This is a genomic window from Pseudomonas sp. MH10, from assembly GCF_034353045.1.
In the GTDB taxonomy this organism is placed as follows: domain Bacteria; phylum Pseudomonadota; class Gammaproteobacteria; order Pseudomonadales; family Pseudomonadaceae; genus Aquipseudomonas.
The window spans coordinates 3,004,151-3,020,134 of the sequence record NZ_CP133783.1 but is presented as its reverse complement, the minus strand read 5'-3'; the positions used below and the strand labels follow the sequence as shown (position 1 = coordinate 3,020,134).

The window sequence follows — 15,984 nt, the reverse complement described above, 5'->3', positions numbered from 1 at the left end:
CCTGGCTACGATGCCAGGGTCTTTTTACGGATTACGAACGGCTTGAGTAACGGAGACCGTTATTCGTTAGCCAGTTTGTGTTCCAGGTAGTGAATGTTGACGCCGCCTTCGCAGAAGCCTTCATCACGGGTCAGATCACGGTGCAGCGGGATGTTGGTTTTGATCCCGTCGACCACGATTTCGTCCAAGGCATTACGCATGCGTGCCATGGCTTCGTCGCGGGTTGCGCCCCATGTGATCAGTTTGCCGATCAACGAATCGTAGTTAGGCGGAACCTTGTAGCCACTGTAAAGGTGCGAGTCGACCCGTACGCCATTACCGCCCGGCGCATGGAAATGCTTGACCATGCCAGGGCTTGGCAGGAAGGTTTTTGGGTCTTCAGCGTTGATCCGGCATTCAATCGCATGCCCGCGAATGACAACGTCATCTTGGGTGTACGACAGTTTGTTACCGGCGGCGATGCTGAGCATCTCCTTAACGATGTCGATCCCGGTGACCATCTCCGATACCGGGTGTTCTACTTGAACGCGAGTGTTCATCTCGATGAAGTAGAAGTTGCCGTTCTCGTACAGGAACTCGAAGGTTCCGGCGCCACGGTAGCCGATGTCGATGCAAGCTTTGACGCAGCGAGCGAACACTTCTTCTCGTGCTTTTTCGTCGATGCCCGGTGCTGGCGCTTCTTCCAGTACCTTCTGGTGACGACGTTGCAGCGAGCAATCACGGTCGCCCAGGTGGATCGCATGACCCTGGCCATCGGACAACACCTGAACTTCCACGTGACGTGGGTTGGTCAGGAATTTTTCCAGATAGACCATTGGGTTGCTGAACCAGGCAGCTGCTTCTGCGCGGGTCTGCTTGGCTGCTTCGATCAAGTCTTCTTCGCGATGCACTTCACGCATGCCACGACCACCACCGCCGCCGGCGGCTTTGATGATCACGGGATAACCGACCTGACGGCCGATGTGCAAGGCGGTTTCTTCGTCTTCCGGCAATGGGCCGTCGGAGCCCGGAACTGTCGGCACGCCTGCGCGCTTCATGGCGTCCTTGGCAGAAACCTTGTCGCCCATCAGGCGAATGGTGTCGGCGGTTGGGCCAATGAATGCAAAACCGGATTTTTCCACCTGTTCGGCGAAATCGGCGTTTTCTGCCAAGAACCCGTAGCCAGGGTGAATCGCCGTAGCGCCAGTCACTTCGGCGGCCGCGATGATTGCCGGGATGTGCAGGTAAGACAGGTTGGCCGGAGCCGGACCGATGCAAACGCTTTCGTCTGCCAGGCCCAAGTGCATCAAATCTTTATCCGCAGTTGAGTAAACCGCGACGGTCTTGATGCCCATTTCCTTGCAGGCACGCAAGATCCGCAGGGCAATTTCACCACGGTTGGCGATCAGAACTTTTTCCAACTTCGCAGGTTTCAACATCGTTGTCTCTCCGCGGTTCAAACGATGGTGAACAGCGGCTGGTCGTACTCAACCGGCTGACCGTTTTCTACCAGAATGGATTCGATCACACCGCTCGTTTCAGCCTGGATGTGGTTCATCATTTTCATGGCTTCGACGATGCAGATGGTGTCGCCTTTCTTGATGGTCTGGCCCACTTCAACGAACGCAGGGGACGTCGGTGCCGGGGTGCGGTAGAACGTACCCACCATAGGCGACTTGACCACGGTGCCGTTCAGTTTCGGCGCAGCCGGTGCTTCGGCGACAACGGGAGCAGCGACTGGCGCGGCAACCGGGGCGGCCATTGGCGCAGGTGCGTAATACTGCTGAGCAGGGGTCTTGCTGTGACGGCTGATACGTACAGACTCTTCGCCTTCACGAATTTCAAGCTCATCGATGCCGGACTCTTCCAGCAATTCGATCAATTTCTTAACTTTACGGATATCCATGAATCGTCAACTCCCAAGGGTCGGTCAGGGGCGCATAGCTTGTTGTTCAAGCTGTTCCAGGGCGGCCTCCAGGGCCAGTCGATAACCGCTGGCGCCAAGGCCGCAGATCACTCCCACCGCTACATCGGAGAAGTAAGAGTGATGGCGGAAAGGTTCGCGTTTGTGCACGTTAGAGAGATGCACTTCGATGAATGGGATGCTCACTGCCAGCAACGCGTCACGTAATGCGACGCTTGTGTGCGTAAAAGCTGCGGGATTGATCAAAATGAAGTCCACGCCCTCATCACGAGCCGCGTGGATACGGTCGATCAATTCGTATTCGGCATTACTTTGTAGGCACAGCAGATGATGGCCGCCATCGCGGGCCCGTTGTTCCAGATCCTGATTGATCTGCGCCAACGTTACCGCCCCGTATAGGCCCGGTTCACGAGTGCCGAGCAGGTTCAGGTTAGGCCCGTGGAGAACCAGTAGCGTCGCCATCTGTTGTTCCTTGTTATGTGAGCTAGCATCGATGCGCAGCGACTATGCCGCAAAGTGCTGTGGACTGTCCAGTTAACCGCAATAGCCAGCACGATTACCGATGTTCGCGCGAAGTTTATGACTCGACCTTTAGGTTTGGTCATTTGCCTTGTTAATGCGCTTTACCAGGTCGGCGGCGTTGATCTCACCCACTACCCGAGCCTCGGCCTGCTCTGCGCCGTTTTTACCGAAGAACAGCAAGGCGGGCGGTCCAAACAGCCGGTAGCGGTCAAGTAAGGCGCGCTGCTCGGCGTTGCTTTCAGTCATATCAAAACGGATCAATCGATAACCGGCTAACTGACGCTTGACCTCCGGGTCGGGCAGTACGTCGTGTTCGATCACTTTGCAGCTGATGCACCAGTCCGCGTACCAATCCAGCAACAGCGGTTGACCGGCGGCTTTCGCTTCGCTGAGTGCCCGGTCCAGTTCCGTCGCGGAACTGATGGTTTGCCAGGCGTCAGCGGCGGTTGGCGGGCCATTGGCCGTCAATACCGGTTGCGTTCCTCCCAGCGGCCGGAACGGGTCGGTTTGCCCGCTGAACGCGCCGTACCAGCACGCCAGCGCGTAAACCAGCAGGAACACGCCCAATAACTGCGCTAACCGCTCGGCGGGCGTTTTCGGTGAGAACTCCAACGCCCCAAGAAACAAGGCCACCCCCGCCCACAGCAGACCCAGCAGCAGTAAGGTGATTTCGCCGGGAATAACGCGGCTGAGTAAGCCGATAGCGACTGCCAGCAGCAGCACGCCAATGATGTTCTTAACGGTGACCAACCACGGTCCGCTTTTGGGTAACCAAGCGGCCCCACCGGTGGCGACGATCACTAGCGGAGCGCCCATGCCGAGGCCGAGGGCAAACAATTTCATGGCGCCACCCAAGGCATCGCCGCTGGCGCTTATATAAAGCAGCGCTCCCGCCAATGGCGCGGAAACGCAGGGCGACACGAGCAAGCTGGAAACCACGCCTAGAACAGCCGCGCCCCACAGCGATCCGCCTTCCGTGCGACCTGCGACGCGGTGCAGATGGCTGCTGATGAAGTGCGGCAAACGCACCTGAAACAGGTCAAACATCGCCAGGGCAAACACCACGAAGAACAGCGCAAAGGGCACCAGAACCCAGGCCGATTGCAGGCGCGCCTGTAGATTCAAACTCGCGCCGAACATGCCCATCAACGCGCCCAACACCGCGAAGCAGACCGCCATCGGCAACACGTAAGCCAGCGAAAGGCTAAACCCGCGCACGCCTCCAATCTGACCGCGCAATACCACGCCGGATAGAATCGGCAGCATCGGCAGTACGCACGGCGTAAAGGTCAGCCCGATGCCAGCGAGGAAAAACAGGGCCAGTTCTTTCCAGTTCCATGCGTTTCTGCTGGGGAGGGAGGCAGGCAAAGCGGAGGTTGTTGCTGCAACATCGCCAATGGCCAGTCGTTCGGTTTCAGGCGGATAGCACAGGCCTTTGTCGGCGCAGCCTTGATAGGTTACCGCGAGGGTGAACGGGCGGTTGTCGCCAGGTTTGCGTGGGATGTCGACGTCCAGAATGCCGTGATAGACCTCGACGTCGCCGAAATACTCATCGTGTTTCTTTTCGCCGGGGGGCAGTTGTGCCTGGCCCAAACCAATGTCGGCGGGCTCTGCGCGGAACTGAAAGCGATGGCGGTAGAGGTAATAGCCTTCGGTGGGGACGAAGCGCAGCTTGATCGATTTATCGGTGACTTCGATCAGGTTCAGGCGGAACGCTTCATGCACTGGCAGAAAATCACTGCTGTTGTTCAGTGATGAACCACCCAGCGTGGTGCTCGGGCGACTGTCCAACAAACTCGCGCCGACGGCGGGCAGGGCGAGGATCAACAGCATCAGGCAAAGCAGGCGGCGCATAGCGGTCTCGCATGTCGAAAGTTCGCGCATGATAGCGGACTGTTTCCTGTCGTGCTGCGGCGGGAGTTGTAAGGGCGAGTTTCAGGGGGCAAGGAGCCGGCCCATTCCCCGTGGGACCGAATTTATTCGGGAAGGCAGCGATACGGTTTTCCTGACATACCGCGTCGCCCGCTTCCCGAATAAATTCGGTCCCACAGTGATTTGTACAATCAGGTACGCCGGTTCGCGAACAAGGTTGAAATCAGCCGCTACTGCGCAATCACCGCATCGGCCAATTCTTCAAGAAAGCTGGCGTTGGGCTTGAGATGACCGGCATGCACTTGGTTGCGGCCCGCATCTTTGGCGCGGTACAGCGCGTCGTCCGCCAGGGTCGCCAGCATCAGGCTGTCGGCACCGTCGCAAAGCTCGACGACGCCAGCGCTGAACGTGCAGCACAAATCCACCGGTTGCGCCGGGTAATGAATTTCAGCAAAGCGCTGACGAATCTCATCGAGTACCCGGTGAGCGTTGTGCAGGTCAGTGTCCGGCATCACCACGGCAAACTCTTCGCCGCCGTAACGACCGATATAGTCAGTCTTGCGCAGCCGTTGCTTGAGAAACAGCGCCAGGCTTTTGATCACGCGGTCGCCCATGGGATGGCCGTGGGTATCGTTCACGCGCTTGAAGTGGTCGATATCAAGCATCGCAAAGCTCAGCGGCTTGCTTTCGCGTCGAGAGCGGAAGCTACAGTCTTCCAGCAGTTGCAGGATATGCGTGTGGTTATATAAGCCGGTGAGACTGTCGCGGACCATGCGTGACTTAAGGTTGCGCGCCCGTGCCGCACGATTGCGCACAGTGGTGATCAGGTGACGCGGCTTGATCGGCTTGGTCAAGAAGTCGTCACCGCCCTCGCTCATTGCATCCAATTGCTTGTCCAGATCGTCTTCGGCCGACAGATAAATGATCGGTACGCTGACATAACGGTCGTTATGGCGGATCACTTTGGCCAATTCCGGGCCGGTGCAGCCTGGCATGTACATGTCGAGAATGATCAGATCAGGCTGGAAATCCGCAAGTTCAGCCATTGCCTGAATCGGGTCGAGCAACGTCCGGGTGACGATCCCGGCGCTATTTAGCAGCCGCTCGGTGTGAGTGGCCTGGGCGCGGGAGTCATCGATGATCAGCACTTTATAGGGTTCGTATTGCGCCACGCAGGTGAGCACTTCGATTTTTTCCAGCAGGCTTGATGCCTCAAGGGTGCCGGTCAAAAACTCTTGGCCGCCCGCGCGAACCGCGGCCAATCGAGTGGGAGTGTCGGTTTCAAGTTGACTGAAAAACAACAGCGGCAGCTTGAGTTCAAGCCCTTCCTGAACCTGTGCCGCCAGTTTCAAACCTTGGCCGGCACCGCCGAAGTCAACGTCCATTACGATAGCCGCAGGATGACGCTCGGCCATGCTGGCGTGAAACAAGGCGGTGTTTTCAAGTGCAACGGCGCTGAGTCCGAAAAATTCAAGTTGCTTGGCCAGCCGATCGGCCCGCTCATGCTCCTGCAGCATTACATAGATTGGCTTGCGCAACGGCGGCAACGACGTTTGTTCGAGTCGATCGCCATGACGCAGACCGGTGCGGGACAAACGCTGCATCAATTGATTGAGTTCGGTAATCAGCCCACTGCTCAAGCGCCCGCGATTGGCCTCAACCGCAGCGAGCGCCAGGCTGATGCTGCGCGCCAGTTGAACATGTTCGAACTGCTCGAAACGCTCGGCAAAGCGCATCAGGCGCAGCGTAGACTCGGCAAGTTCGGCCATGTCGGCGGCCGACCATTCACTTTGTTGCAAGCGCTGCCAGACCTCAAGAATTTGACGTGCCTGATGCGTTACCCGCTGGGCAAAATGATGCTTGAGGCGATCACGACTCGGGTCTTCTGGCTCGTTCATATCCTGGCTACTGATTATGGGTGCGCTGAGGTCGACTGGTGGCGGTATGCTAGCACTTCTTTGGGGCGTCTAGCGTGTCGTAGGTCAATTAACTGCTGTCATTAGGCAAAATTGGCGTCAAAAAATAGGGGTGGTATGTAGGTTGTTTCTTGGGGATTCAGGGAGCCAGCCGATCTGCTTGTAGGACGCTTCTGGATTTTTAATTGCGTGCCTCAAGCGGAGATTTGGCTGATAGGTTTTCTACAACCTATTCAGGAGATATACCGATGCCAATCCCCGCATATATGACCATCCATGGAACCCATCAGCATCTTATCAGTGCCGGAGCGCTTGGCGCGGATTCGGTTGGTAACGCATGGCAGCAAGGTCGAGAAGATCAGATTCTGGTGCAGGCATACGACCACGGAGTTGTTATCCCTGGCGGCGTAGCCGGGCGTCGTATGCACAAGCCGCTGATTATTACCAAGGCAATCGACAAATCCTCGCCTTTGCTCTTTAACGCAGCAACCAACGGTGAAGCGCTAAAAATTTGCCAACTGCATGTATATCGTCCTTCCGGCAGTGGGGTAGAACATTTTTATACCATTGAGCTAGAGGGCGCGGTCATCGTAGCCTTCAATCAAACTATGCCCCACTGTCAGAACCTCAGCACCGCCCATTTTACTCAGCTGGAAACAGTGCACTTTGCCTACCAAAATATTGTGTTAAGGCATGAGAGTGGTAAAACCGTTGGCTATGACGAATGGCGATCAGAGGGCAAACAGTGAAGATGGTCAGCGCGTTATACCCGTCATCGTCTGAGCTAAAGCACGCTTGTTCTGTAGGTGAAGCGCTGAGTATTGTCAGGCAATATCTTGACGGGCGCGCCGAAATTGAAGGTGTAGATGTGCTTCGTCACGGTCTAATGCTTCCGTTTGATAGTGAGGTGTTAAAGCAAGTCGAAAGTGGCGAATGGTTGTTGATAATGGATGAGGCGTATTGTTTCGACGCGGGGGAAATTCACAATTCGGTGGGCGCAAAAATGTTTGACCACCGGGTGAAGGAGTTAATGAATCCTCCAAGGAACGAAAAAAAACGCTACGGTTTTATATTTCGAGTGATTAATTTCGAGACTAGAGAATCACTTATTGGTCGACCATACATTGCTAAGGTAGTTGGCGAAATTATAGAAGGTCAGACCGATGGCGAAGGTTTGGTTCATGTATTGGCACCTTCGGATAGTGTGCCCATTTCTATACGCGTCGCTTTTAGAACACCTCTTCAGCATGCAGGCGGTTTTTTTCAAAATCATCCGATGCGACTCTGGTGACTGAGCTGATGGCGCATGAGTTAAATGCCAACGCTTGGATTTGTCGTATTGCGGTCAATGATCGAGCTATGACTAGGGAATTTATCCTGAATGCAATGGACGTCGCTGGTTTTAAAGTGCAGGCGCGATCATCGTGGGGGGCTAAATCAGCCAAAGATTGGATGGCCCAAGACTGGAATTACTCCATGATTGCGCTGCACCATGCAGGAAGGAGCTATGGGTGCGGAGACTTTGGCGCAATGGAGATGAGGAAGGCGCAGAACGAACATCTGGGCAGAGGTTACGACGATATTAGATATCACTTTGGAATAGATTGCGCCGGTCAGATTTTTGAAGGAAGAGATATTCGCTGCAAGGGCGCTAGTGTTGATGAATATAATACGGGTGTTATTGGGGTGGTGCTTTTAGAAGACTTGACTGTTACAGGTGAGGTAGGCGATTGGACTGACAAGTGGCGCAGCGGCGTTGAAGTATGGAAACTGAATACTCAAAATGTGCCCCCTGCCATACAGATTGAATCTCTAAATTCATTGGTCAAGGTTTTGCGCAGCGTTTTTGGGATAGCGGTTCTGGGCGGTCATAGAGAGTACCCCCATCAAAAAGGAGAGGATAAGTTTTGTCCTGGTAATACCGGTATGGAGTTGGTAGAGCAATTGAGGGGGTCGACGGGGTTGCGCAGACCTTCTGCTTCATGAAACTGGTCACGGTAATTGTCTTGGCGGGTATAGCCATCTGCCTATCAACGGGCTATTACACTTCTGCCGGTATGCATGGTCCGGTGAAAGTGCATTTTTTTATTAAAAGTTCACCAACTTTCAAAATTAAGTTTACTAATTTATTTGCAAAGTCTGGAGATTATCCACGATTTTACTATTTAAGTGAGGCTGAAAAACGCCTGATCATTGACTATTGTAAATATCGGTTGGGGATCGAAACGAACCTTCAGAGCCAAGAGGAAATGTTACGATGCAGCGCTCGATAGGGGCGTTGAGTGGGGCGTACTGATCGTGGTCATTCTAAATGTTGGTTGTTACAGCTGTGGGCGAGGATATGATCCCAACGCTAACACTTGTGGAAGAAATTACCCGCGCTCCAGATTAAAACTGTCCGCCCGTGATTGGGGTGGGGAGTATCGAATGCTGGATGGCGACCTGGAGAGTGGTAGTTGAAGTATCTAAGTTGCGGTGTTCCAACCCGCTACGTTTTCGGATTAACAGTGCCCCCGGTTTATCGCTGTCAACTGAATTAGCCGTAAATCTGTAGCCGCGCGCTTGCACGTGATGGGGCGCGGAGCGGTCCCAACATGTTTGATTCAATATCAGCCGGAACTAATGTGCTAGCTATTGCCTGGCCAATCGCGGGCAAGCGTGTTCCTACAATCAGCCAGGTTTTCTGCGGGCGTGCCCCTGAGACCGATAGTCCCACTCCCACCCCAAGGCACGTTGCTGTAAGGTTGCGGTCGAACCATTGAATTCGTGATTGAAGGGACATAGCCATGCTGGACTGGAAGAAGCGCGCGGGTAGCGCGGGGGATCGGGTTGATGAACCTGCGGTAGGGACTCGCTCCCGAGGCTATTGGGGGGGTGTTTTTTTTAGCCGCGCGTTAGGCATCGTTCTTGCCATTTATTTGGTGGTAATGGGCTTGATCGGTTGGTACTGGAGCCATGAACCCGCTCTGTTTCCAGTTCAGCAGAACGCCCAAGCGGCGGCTGAGCGCGAAGGTAAGCAGATGGTGATCGGTTACACCACGGTCGAAACACTGAAGACCGTGGCGAGCACCTTGCTGGATAAGCGCGGTGGCTATATCTCCAATGACCGCCTGCCGCCGGGTATGTGGCTGGACAATATCTCTCATTGGGAATACGGCGTGCTGGTTCAGGTGCGTGACTTGAGCCGTGCGCTGCGTAAAGATTTCGCCCGCTCGCAATCGCAGTCGGCAGAAGACCCGGACTTGGCCCGGGCTGAGCCGCGCTTCAACTTCGACAATAGAAGTTGGGTGTTGCCTTCCAGTGAATCTGAGTACCGCGAGGGGATTAATTCGCTGAGCCGCTATCAGGCGCGCTTGTCCGATCCTAACCAGAAAGGCGCGTTGTTTTACGCCCGTGCCGACAACCTGAATAACTGGCTGGGTGATGTGGCGACCCGCTTGGGCTCGTTGTCGCAGCGACTCTCGGCCAGTGTCGGTCGGGTCAAACTCAACAGCAGTTTGAAAACTGAATCGGTCATCCCCGGCCAGGCGCCAAAGGTTGATGAAGAAATAGTAGAAACCCCGTGGCTGCAGATCGATGACGTATTCTATGAAGCGCGCGGTCAGGCGTGGGCGCTGTCGCATTTGCTGCGGGCCATCGAAGTAGATTTCGCTGATGTCTTGGCGAAGAAGAATGCCACCGTCAGCGTGCGTCAGATCATTCGTGAACTGGAAGCTTCGCAAGCACCGGTCTGGAGTCCGATGATTCTTAACGGCAGCGGTTTCGGGATATTGGCTAACCACTCGCTGGTCATGGCCAACTATATTTCCCGGGCTAACGCTGCAGTGATCGACCTGCGCCAATTGCTGTCACAGGGGTAAATGATGCCGGTCTCTCCTCAAGAGGCTGCGCACCGTGCCGCCTCTGATGCCGAACAAATCGCCTGGGTTGATGAACAGGATCTGCCATTGGGCTCCATCGAGCGGGCCCAGTTGCGTGAACAAGGTCTGATCGGGCGGGGCACCTATATATTGCTGTTCAATTCTGCCAGTGAGCTGTGCGTGCATCGGCGCACCCTGAGTAAAGCCATTTATCCCGGCTACTGGGATGTGGCAGCCGGGGGGATGGTGCTCTCCGAGGAAACCTACGCCGAGTCGGCGGCCCGGGAGCTGGAAGAAGAATTGGGCGTGAGCGGCGTTCCGTTGCATGCCCACGAGCGTTTTTTCTTCGATCAACCGGGTAATCGCTTGTGGTGCGCGGTGTTCAGCGCGGTGTGGGACGGCCCACTGACCTTGCAGCCTGAGGAAGTGCTCGAAGCGCGCTTTGTCCCGGTCGCGGACGTTTTGCAGGAAGCGTTGCTCAAGCCTTACTGCCCGGACTCCTTGGCGGCATTGAAGCGCTATTTGAATCAGCTCGCGACTCACGGATAAAAGATGATGGCCGGCGTGTATTTGCGCTTAGCATCTGCTCTTTTTGCCGTTACACTGCGCGACCTTTTCAAGCTGAGCCATTATTGGCTCAGTAGCGCTGCCCCTGCCTGAGTGGGGCTTCGCGGTCGGTCCACCGCTACGCCGGAGCCGACCCGTCTTTATCCTCAAACAAGAGGATTGCCGGTGGCCAAAAAAGCCGCATCCTTCGCCGCCCTTGGCGGTCTGGTATTTTCCACCGACGCAGGACGGCATTGTCCAGACTGTCGTCAGCCCGTGGATGCCTGTGTCTGCAAGCAAACCGCTATTCCCGAAGGGGATGGCATCGCCCGTGTGCGCCGCGAAAGCAAAGGTCGCGGCGGTAAAACGGTGACCACCATCATCGGCGTGCCGTTGGCCGAAGACCCCCTCAAGGATCTGGCGACGACGCTCAAGCGTCGTTGCGGAACCGGCGGTGCGATCAAGGACGGCGTCATCGAGATTCAAGGTGATCACGTCGAGCTGTTGCTGGCAGAACTGGTGAAGCTGGGGTTCAAAGCGAAGAAGTCTGGCGGCTAGGCCCCGATTTCTAAACTCTGTGCTTCAAGGCGTGTCTATCCTCAACCTCGGCCAAGTCGGCTCGGCGCTGACCGACGCGACAGTGCCAAATCGTCATTTCTTCTCTTTACACTGCGCCAGCCCATTGCGGCTGATGCCACATGACTTCTTTTATAGGGGACTTCGATGTCCGTACGACGCACACGCAAAGACGATGGCAGCCAATGGACAGTTGCGGACAGCCGCAGTGTTTATGGGATTCGTCATTGGGGAGCCGGTTATTTTGCAATCAACGAAGCCGGCCGTGTTGAAGTCCGCCCGAAGGGCCCGAGCAGTTCGCCCATTGATTTGTACGAGCAGGTCGACGCGCTGCGTAAAAGTGGCTTGTCCTTGCCGTTGCTGGTGCGCTTCCCTGACATTCTGCAAGACCGCGTTCGTCAACTGACCGGCGCATTCGATTCCAACATCGAGCGCTTGGGATACCAGAGTAAATACACCGCGTTGTACCCGATCAAGGTCAACCAGCAAGAAGCCGTGGTTGAAAATATTATCGCCACTCAGGACGTGTCCATCGGCCTGGAAGCGGGGTCCAAGCCCGAGTTGATGGCCGTGCTGGCCCTGGCGCCTAAAGGTGGGACGATTGTCTGCAACGGTTATAAAGACCGTGAATTCATTCGTCTGGCATTGATGGGGCAAAAGCTGGGTCACAACGTTTTCATCGTGATCGAGAAAGAATCCGAAGTGGCGCTTGTAATCGAAGAGGCTGCGGAACTTAAAGTCGCCCCTCAGATCGGTTTGCGTGTGCGGCTGTCTTCCTTGGCGTCCAGCAAATGGGCTGACACCGGCGGTGAGAAATCCAAGTTCGGTTTATCGGCGGCGCAGTTGTTGTCAGTGGTCGAGCGTTTCCGCAAGGCCGGACTGGATCAAGGCATCCGTCTGCTGCACTTCCACATGGGTTCGCAGATCGCTAACCTGGCTGACTATCAACACGGCTTCAAAGAAGCGATTCGTTATTACGGCGAACTGCGCAACCTCGGGTTGCCGGTGGACCATATCGACGTCGGCGGCGGTCTCGGTGTGGATTACGACGGTACTCACTCACGCAACGCCAGCTCGATCAACTACGACATGGACGATTACGCCGGGGTCGTGGTCGGCATGCTCAAGGAATTCTGCGACGAGCAAGCGCTTCCGCATCCGAACATCTTTTCTGAAAGCGGCCGTTCGCTGACCGCACACCACGCGATGTTGGTGGTTCAGGTCACAGACGTCGAAAGCCACAACGACGAAGTGCCGAAGATCGCCGACAAAGAAAGCCTGCCGGAAACCGTGCAATGGCTGGTTGATCTGTTGGGGCCAACCGACATCGAGATGGTCACTGAGACCTATTGGCGTGCCACGCACTACATGAGCGACATCGCTACTCAATACGCTGATGGCAAAATCACTCTGGCGCAAAAGGCCTTGGCCGAGCAGTGCTACTTCGCGGTATGCCGCCGCCTGCATAACTCGTTGAAGGCCCGCCAGCGTTCCCATCGCCAAGTGCTGGACGAACTCAACGACAAGCTCGCTGACAAGTACATCTGTAATTTCTCGGTGTTCCAGAGCCTGCCAGATACCTGGGCGATTGGTCAGGTGCTGCCTATTCTGCCGTTGCACCGTCTCAACGAAGAGCCAATGCGCCGCGCGGTCTTGCAAGATTTGACCTGCGACTCCGATGGCAAGATCAAGCAGTACGTTGACGAGCAGAGCATCGAAACCAGTTTGCCGGTTCATGCACTTAACGAAGGCGAAGACTATTTGTTGGGGATTTTCCTGGTGGGCGCCTATCAGGAAATCCTGGGCGACATGCACAATTTGTTCGGTGATACCGACTCGGTGAATATTTACCAGAGGCCGGACGGCAGTGTTTACCACGGCGGGATCGAGACCCACGACACCATCGAAGACATGCTGCGTTACGTTCACTTGTCGCCTGAAGGGCTGATGAACCAATACCGCGACAAAGTGGCCAGCGCCAAAATAACCCCGCGTGAACGCACCCAATACCTGGATGCGCTGCGTTTGGGGCTGACGCGGTCGTCGTATTTGTCTTCTTGATCTGGGTTAACTGACACGACCGCGTCGTCATTCTTCGCCAACTTGTTGGCGAAGGTCCTTCGGGCTTTCGCAGCCTTCGGCAGCTCCAACAGTTGTCGCGGGTTTGCTGCACGACGGACAAAATGTGATGGTTATCTGCCCGTCCGGTCCTATTCTTTTGTAGGCTCTTTCCTATTCTGCATTTTGGCCCTCTACTCCGGTGGTTCTCTCGGCGAGAATCCCCGGCTGTCCTTTAGTAGAGCAATAGCCGATGTTCGATCCAGTCAGCGAACCTTTTTTTCGTCTGGATATCCCGAACCTGACTCACTCACTCACTGTGCTTTCGTTTACCGGTACGGAAGCGATCAGCAGGCCTTTTGCCTTTGAGTTGGAAGTGGTCATTGAATCCCCCGATCTGAACCCGAAAAGCCTGATGTACCGCTCGGCGTGGCTGAGCTTCGCCGGAACTCAAACCGGCTTCAACGGACAAATTCAACGTGTGGGCCTTATCGACCACGATTCGAGCGCCCACCATTACCGCTTAAGCCTGGGCCCACGGCTGGGCTGCCTGGCCCACCGCTACAATCAGCGCATTTTTCAAGACCTGTCAGTCCCGCACATTATCGCCAGGGTGCTCAAGGAACACGGTATCCACGCCAACGCGCATCGCTTTGAACTCAACGGCACCTACCATGAGCGCCTTTACTGCGCGCAGCACGATGAGTCGGATTTGCAGTTCGTTCAGCGGCTGTGTGACGAGGAGGGCATTCATTACCACTTTCAGCACTCCAAACGGCGACACGTGTTGGTGTTTGCCGATACTCAAGGTGGGTTTCGTCGAGGGCCGACGTGTTTTTTTGAAACCCGCCCCCGGCGTCTGAAACCGGGCAAGGCCGAGCCTACCCGGCATCAGGTTGATCAGTTCAACGTCGGCAGCCTCGGCGATGAGCAGCCCGGCCTTCGGTCCCTGGAACGGGCCGAAGGTGAAAGTACCTCGCCTTATTTGGGCGCGGGTTTGTTGCTGTCGTTAACGGAGCACCCGCGTCAGGAATGGAACCATCTCTGGCTGCTGACCGAAGTCCAGCACCGAGGCCAGCAGGTGCAGATGCTCGATCAGCTACTGGCGGCGGATGTTAGCGCATTGCCTTATCGCAATCGATTCAAAGCGACGCCCTGGGAGATCGGTTTTCGTCCTGTTCCGCCGGAACCGAGGCCAAGGATGTTGGGCGTGCAGCGCGCACAGGTGATGGGGCCGGTCGTGGGTCAGGAGCATTGCGACGCGTCGGGCCGCATTTGGGTGCAGTTCGATGGGGGGCGCCAAGGTCAGGGCGCGCACTACGCCAACTGCTGGGTGCCGGTGTCATCGACGTTGGTGGGTGAGGGCGAGCATCGCACTCGGCTTCGGGTCGGAATGGACGTGGTGGTGGATTTCGTCGATGGCGACCCTGATTTGCCCATGGTCACCGCCTACTTGGAAAATCCCGACCTTGCACCGTTCGCCAACGGCTCCGTCACTGAGCCCATCAGTGAGGTGGCCGAACAGCCTTCCCTTGAACTGCGCCTTGAGCTGGACAGCTTTGTCAGCGCTGGGCAAAAGATCGAGATCACCGGCGGCATCACGCTGATGTTCGATAACGGCGCGCAGCTGGCGTTCAGTGTGGGCAACAGCTCACTGCACGTGGAAAACGATCACCTGACCCTTCGCAGCCAGCAGATCACCTTAGACACTCAGGAAGTGACAGCGGCGGTCGCCGATACTGTCGACGAACCCCTTGCGAGGGTGTTGAGCACGCGCACTCAGCATTTGCTGGAGTTGATGCAGGACAGCCATCCATTGATCTTGCTGTGTCGGCAGCCGTCTGGCGGCAGTTTCGCCCATTGCCAATTACACCCGTGCGCCTGTCGGACGGGGCTGCTAGTGACGCAAGGGGTTTGCGATGAGTAACCGCCTTGAGGAGGGTTGGCTTTTGCTCGATACACCGGGCGTGCCGGGACTGGCGGAACGTTTCAAGCAGCAATTTGGAGACAGCCACGTATGGGACGAGTTGCTCGCGGACACCGAACTGCACCTGATTCGTGATCAGGGCCCGTTGTTGATACAGCTCCCGCTGGGAGACCCGTTGAACAATGTGCTCGCGCAAGCGTCAGCGCCATGGCCCGGCTTGCGTATTGTGTGCGCGGCGCCCAAGCGGCAATTGCTCGAACATTTACGCCGCATGCTGACCGTGCGTTTCGGTCGTCACTACAAAAGCCTGCTGACGTATTACAACGTGCAAACCGCGAGTTATTTTTTCGACGCAATGGACCCGCTGGAGTTGAGTCGCTGGCTGGGGCCCATCGAGTCGCTGACCTGGTACGGCGGCCCGTGGGCCGCCAAAGTAGAAGACACTCAGGGACGAAAATCTGTCATTAACCCCACGCTCTCGGTCACGCCGCTGACCGTCGAGCCGGAACTCAGTGTCAGGCAGGAAAATAATCTGCGGCAGTGCCTGTTGGAGCGTCACGCTTATGTGTGGAGTCGCGCCACCGGCAGTAACTACCGCACGACCCTCGACCATATTCACGAAGGACTGCGCCACGGCTTCTACGACAGCACAGTGCTCGATAACTGGCTGACGCTGCGCGCACGATTTCCGTCAGCCTCGGTTCCTCCGACACTTCCCGGTGACAACCCGCAACAGCGTTTCGCGAACCTTGCCAACTATTGGCTGGGCGGGTGGTCGTAGTTGTACTGCCCTTCACGGAGCTG

The 15,984-nt window shown here is 56.1% G+C and carries 14 protein-coding genes; 9 read left to right on the top strand and 5 right to left on the bottom strand.

All coding sequences use genetic code 11. From position 1 onward, the window contains the following. Nucleotides 1–59 precede the first annotated feature (59 nt). From accC to RHM59_RS13480, 5 genes are all read right to left on the bottom strand, one after another. Complete coding sequence (gene accC / locus RHM59_RS13500; protein ID WP_322184217.1) at nucleotides 60–1,418, bottom strand: acetyl-CoA carboxylase biotin carboxylase subunit; 1,359 nt, start codon at nucleotides 1,416–1,418, stop codon at nucleotides 60–62. A gap of 17 nt (nucleotides 1,419–1,435) precedes the next feature. Next, the gene (accB, locus tag RHM59_RS13495; RefSeq protein WP_322167495.1) at nucleotides 1,436–1,885 is read right to left on the bottom strand and encodes an acetyl-CoA carboxylase biotin carboxyl carrier protein; all 450 of its coding nucleotides are present in this window, start codon (nucleotides 1,883–1,885) and stop codon (nucleotides 1,436–1,438) included. Between the two features lie 24 nt (nucleotides 1,886–1,909). Then, nucleotides 1,910–2,365 carry a type II 3-dehydroquinate dehydratase gene (gene aroQ / locus RHM59_RS13490; protein ID WP_322167496.1) on the bottom strand — a complete coding sequence of 152 codons (456 nt, stop codon included), beginning with the start codon at nucleotides 2,363–2,365 and terminating at the stop codon, nucleotides 1,910–1,912. Nucleotides 2,366–2,494: 129 nt separating this feature from the next. After that, a complete protein-coding gene (locus tag RHM59_RS13485) occupies nucleotides 2,495–4,279 on the bottom strand; it encodes a protein-disulfide reductase DsbD (protein WP_322286702.1) in 1,785 nt (594 codons plus the stop codon). Nucleotides 4,280–4,527: 248 nt separating this feature from the next. Next, complete coding sequence (locus RHM59_RS13480) at nucleotides 4,528–6,195, bottom strand: PleD family two-component system response regulator (protein WP_322167498.1); 1,668 nt, start codon at nucleotides 6,193–6,195, stop codon at nucleotides 4,528–4,530. A gap of 266 nt (nucleotides 6,196–6,461) precedes the next feature. On the opposite strand from RHM59_RS13480, the gene RHM59_RS13475 reads away from it, so the two are divergent. The 9 genes from RHM59_RS13475 (at nucleotide 6,462) to RHM59_RS13435 (ending at nucleotide 15,961) form a co-directional block, all read left to right on the top strand. Continuing rightward, a complete protein-coding gene (locus RHM59_RS13475) occupies nucleotides 6,462–6,962 on the top strand; it encodes an Hcp family type VI secretion system effector (protein ID WP_322167499.1) in 501 nt (166 codons plus the stop codon). After that, nucleotides 6,959–7,504 carry a hypothetical protein gene (locus RHM59_RS13470; RefSeq protein ID WP_322224322.1) on the top strand — a complete coding sequence of 182 codons (546 nt, stop codon included), beginning with the start codon at nucleotides 6,959–6,961 and terminating at the stop codon, nucleotides 7,502–7,504. Before RHM59_RS13475 ends, RHM59_RS13470 begins: the two co-directional genes overlap by 4 nt. Next, a complete protein-coding gene (locus tag RHM59_RS13465; protein ID WP_322224320.1) occupies nucleotides 7,501–8,199 on the top strand; it encodes a peptidoglycan recognition family protein in 699 nt (232 codons plus the stop codon). Before RHM59_RS13470 ends, RHM59_RS13465 begins: the two co-directional genes overlap by 4 nt. 800 nt (nucleotides 8,200–8,999) lie before the next feature. Then, the gene (locus tag RHM59_RS13460) at nucleotides 9,000–10,073 is read left to right on the top strand and encodes a DUF2333 family protein (protein ID WP_322224318.1); all 1,074 of its coding nucleotides are present in this window, start codon (nucleotides 9,000–9,002) and stop codon (nucleotides 10,071–10,073) included. A gap of 3 nt (nucleotides 10,074–10,076) precedes the next feature. After that, nucleotides 10,077–10,622, top strand: coding sequence for an NUDIX hydrolase (locus RHM59_RS13455; protein WP_322224316.1), 546 nt, complete (start codon nucleotides 10,077–10,079; stop codon nucleotides 10,620–10,622). Nucleotides 10,623–10,805: 183 nt separating this feature from the next. Next, nucleotides 10,806–11,177 (top strand): translation initiation factor Sui1, encoded by a 372-nt coding sequence (locus tag RHM59_RS13450; RefSeq protein WP_322224313.1) that lies wholly within the window; start codon nucleotides 10,806–10,808, stop codon nucleotides 11,175–11,177. 165 nt (nucleotides 11,178–11,342) lie between these two features. After that, entirely contained in the window at nucleotides 11,343–13,256 is a 1,914-nt protein-coding gene (speA, locus tag RHM59_RS13445; RefSeq protein WP_322224310.1) for an arginine decarboxylase, read from the top strand. 250 nt (nucleotides 13,257–13,506) lie between these two features. Then, nucleotides 13,507–15,180: a contractile injection system protein, VgrG/Pvc8 family gene (locus RHM59_RS13440; protein WP_322224308.1), complete on the top strand. Its 1,674-nt coding sequence runs from the start codon at nucleotides 13,507–13,509 to the stop codon at nucleotides 15,178–15,180. After that, nucleotides 15,173–15,961, top strand: a complete 789-nt coding sequence (locus RHM59_RS13435; RefSeq protein WP_322224306.1) for a DUF4123 domain-containing protein — start codon at nucleotides 15,173–15,175, stop codon at nucleotides 15,959–15,961. The genes RHM59_RS13440 and RHM59_RS13435 overlap by 8 nt, the downstream gene beginning before the upstream one ends. Nucleotides 15,962–15,984 lie beyond the last annotated feature (23 nt).

Excerpts from the sequence above, each read along its gene's own strand:
- RHM59_RS13455 (WP_322224316.1), top strand. The coding sequence starts at position 10,077 with ATGCCGGTCTCTCCTCAAGAGGCTGCGCACCGTGCCGCCTCTGATGCC.
- speA (WP_322224310.1), top strand. The coding sequence starts at position 11,343 with ATGTCCGTACGACGCACACGCAAAGACGATGGCAGCCAATGGACAGTT.
- aroQ (WP_322167496.1), bottom strand. The coding sequence starts at position 2,365 with ATGGCGACGCTACTGGTTCTCCACGGGCCTAACCTGAACCTGCTCGGC.
- RHM59_RS13460 (WP_322224318.1), top strand. The coding sequence starts at position 9,000 with ATGCTGGACTGGAAGAAGCGCGCGGGTAGCGCGGGGGATCGGGTTGAT.
- RHM59_RS13485 (WP_322286702.1), bottom strand. The coding sequence starts at position 4,279 with ATGCGCCGCCTGCTTTGCCTGATGCTGTTGATCCTCGCCCTGCCCGCC.
- RHM59_RS13480 (WP_322167498.1), bottom strand. The coding sequence starts at position 6,195 with ATGAACGAGCCAGAAGACCCGAGTCGTGATCGCCTCAAGCATCATTTT.
- RHM59_RS13440 (WP_322224308.1), top strand. The coding sequence starts at position 13,507 with ATGTTCGATCCAGTCAGCGAACCTTTTTTTCGTCTGGATATCCCGAAC.
- RHM59_RS13475 (WP_322167499.1), top strand. The coding sequence starts at position 6,462 with ATGCCAATCCCCGCATATATGACCATCCATGGAACCCATCAGCATCTT.
- accB (WP_322167495.1), bottom strand. The coding sequence starts at position 1,885 with ATGGATATCCGTAAAGTTAAGAAATTGATCGAATTGCTGGAAGAGTCC.
- RHM59_RS13435 (WP_322224306.1), top strand. The coding sequence starts at position 15,173 with ATGAGTAACCGCCTTGAGGAGGGTTGGCTTTTGCTCGATACACCGGGC.
- accC (WP_322184217.1), bottom strand. The coding sequence starts at position 1,418 with ATGTTGAAACCTGCGAAGTTGGAAAAAGTTCTGATCGCCAACCGTGGT.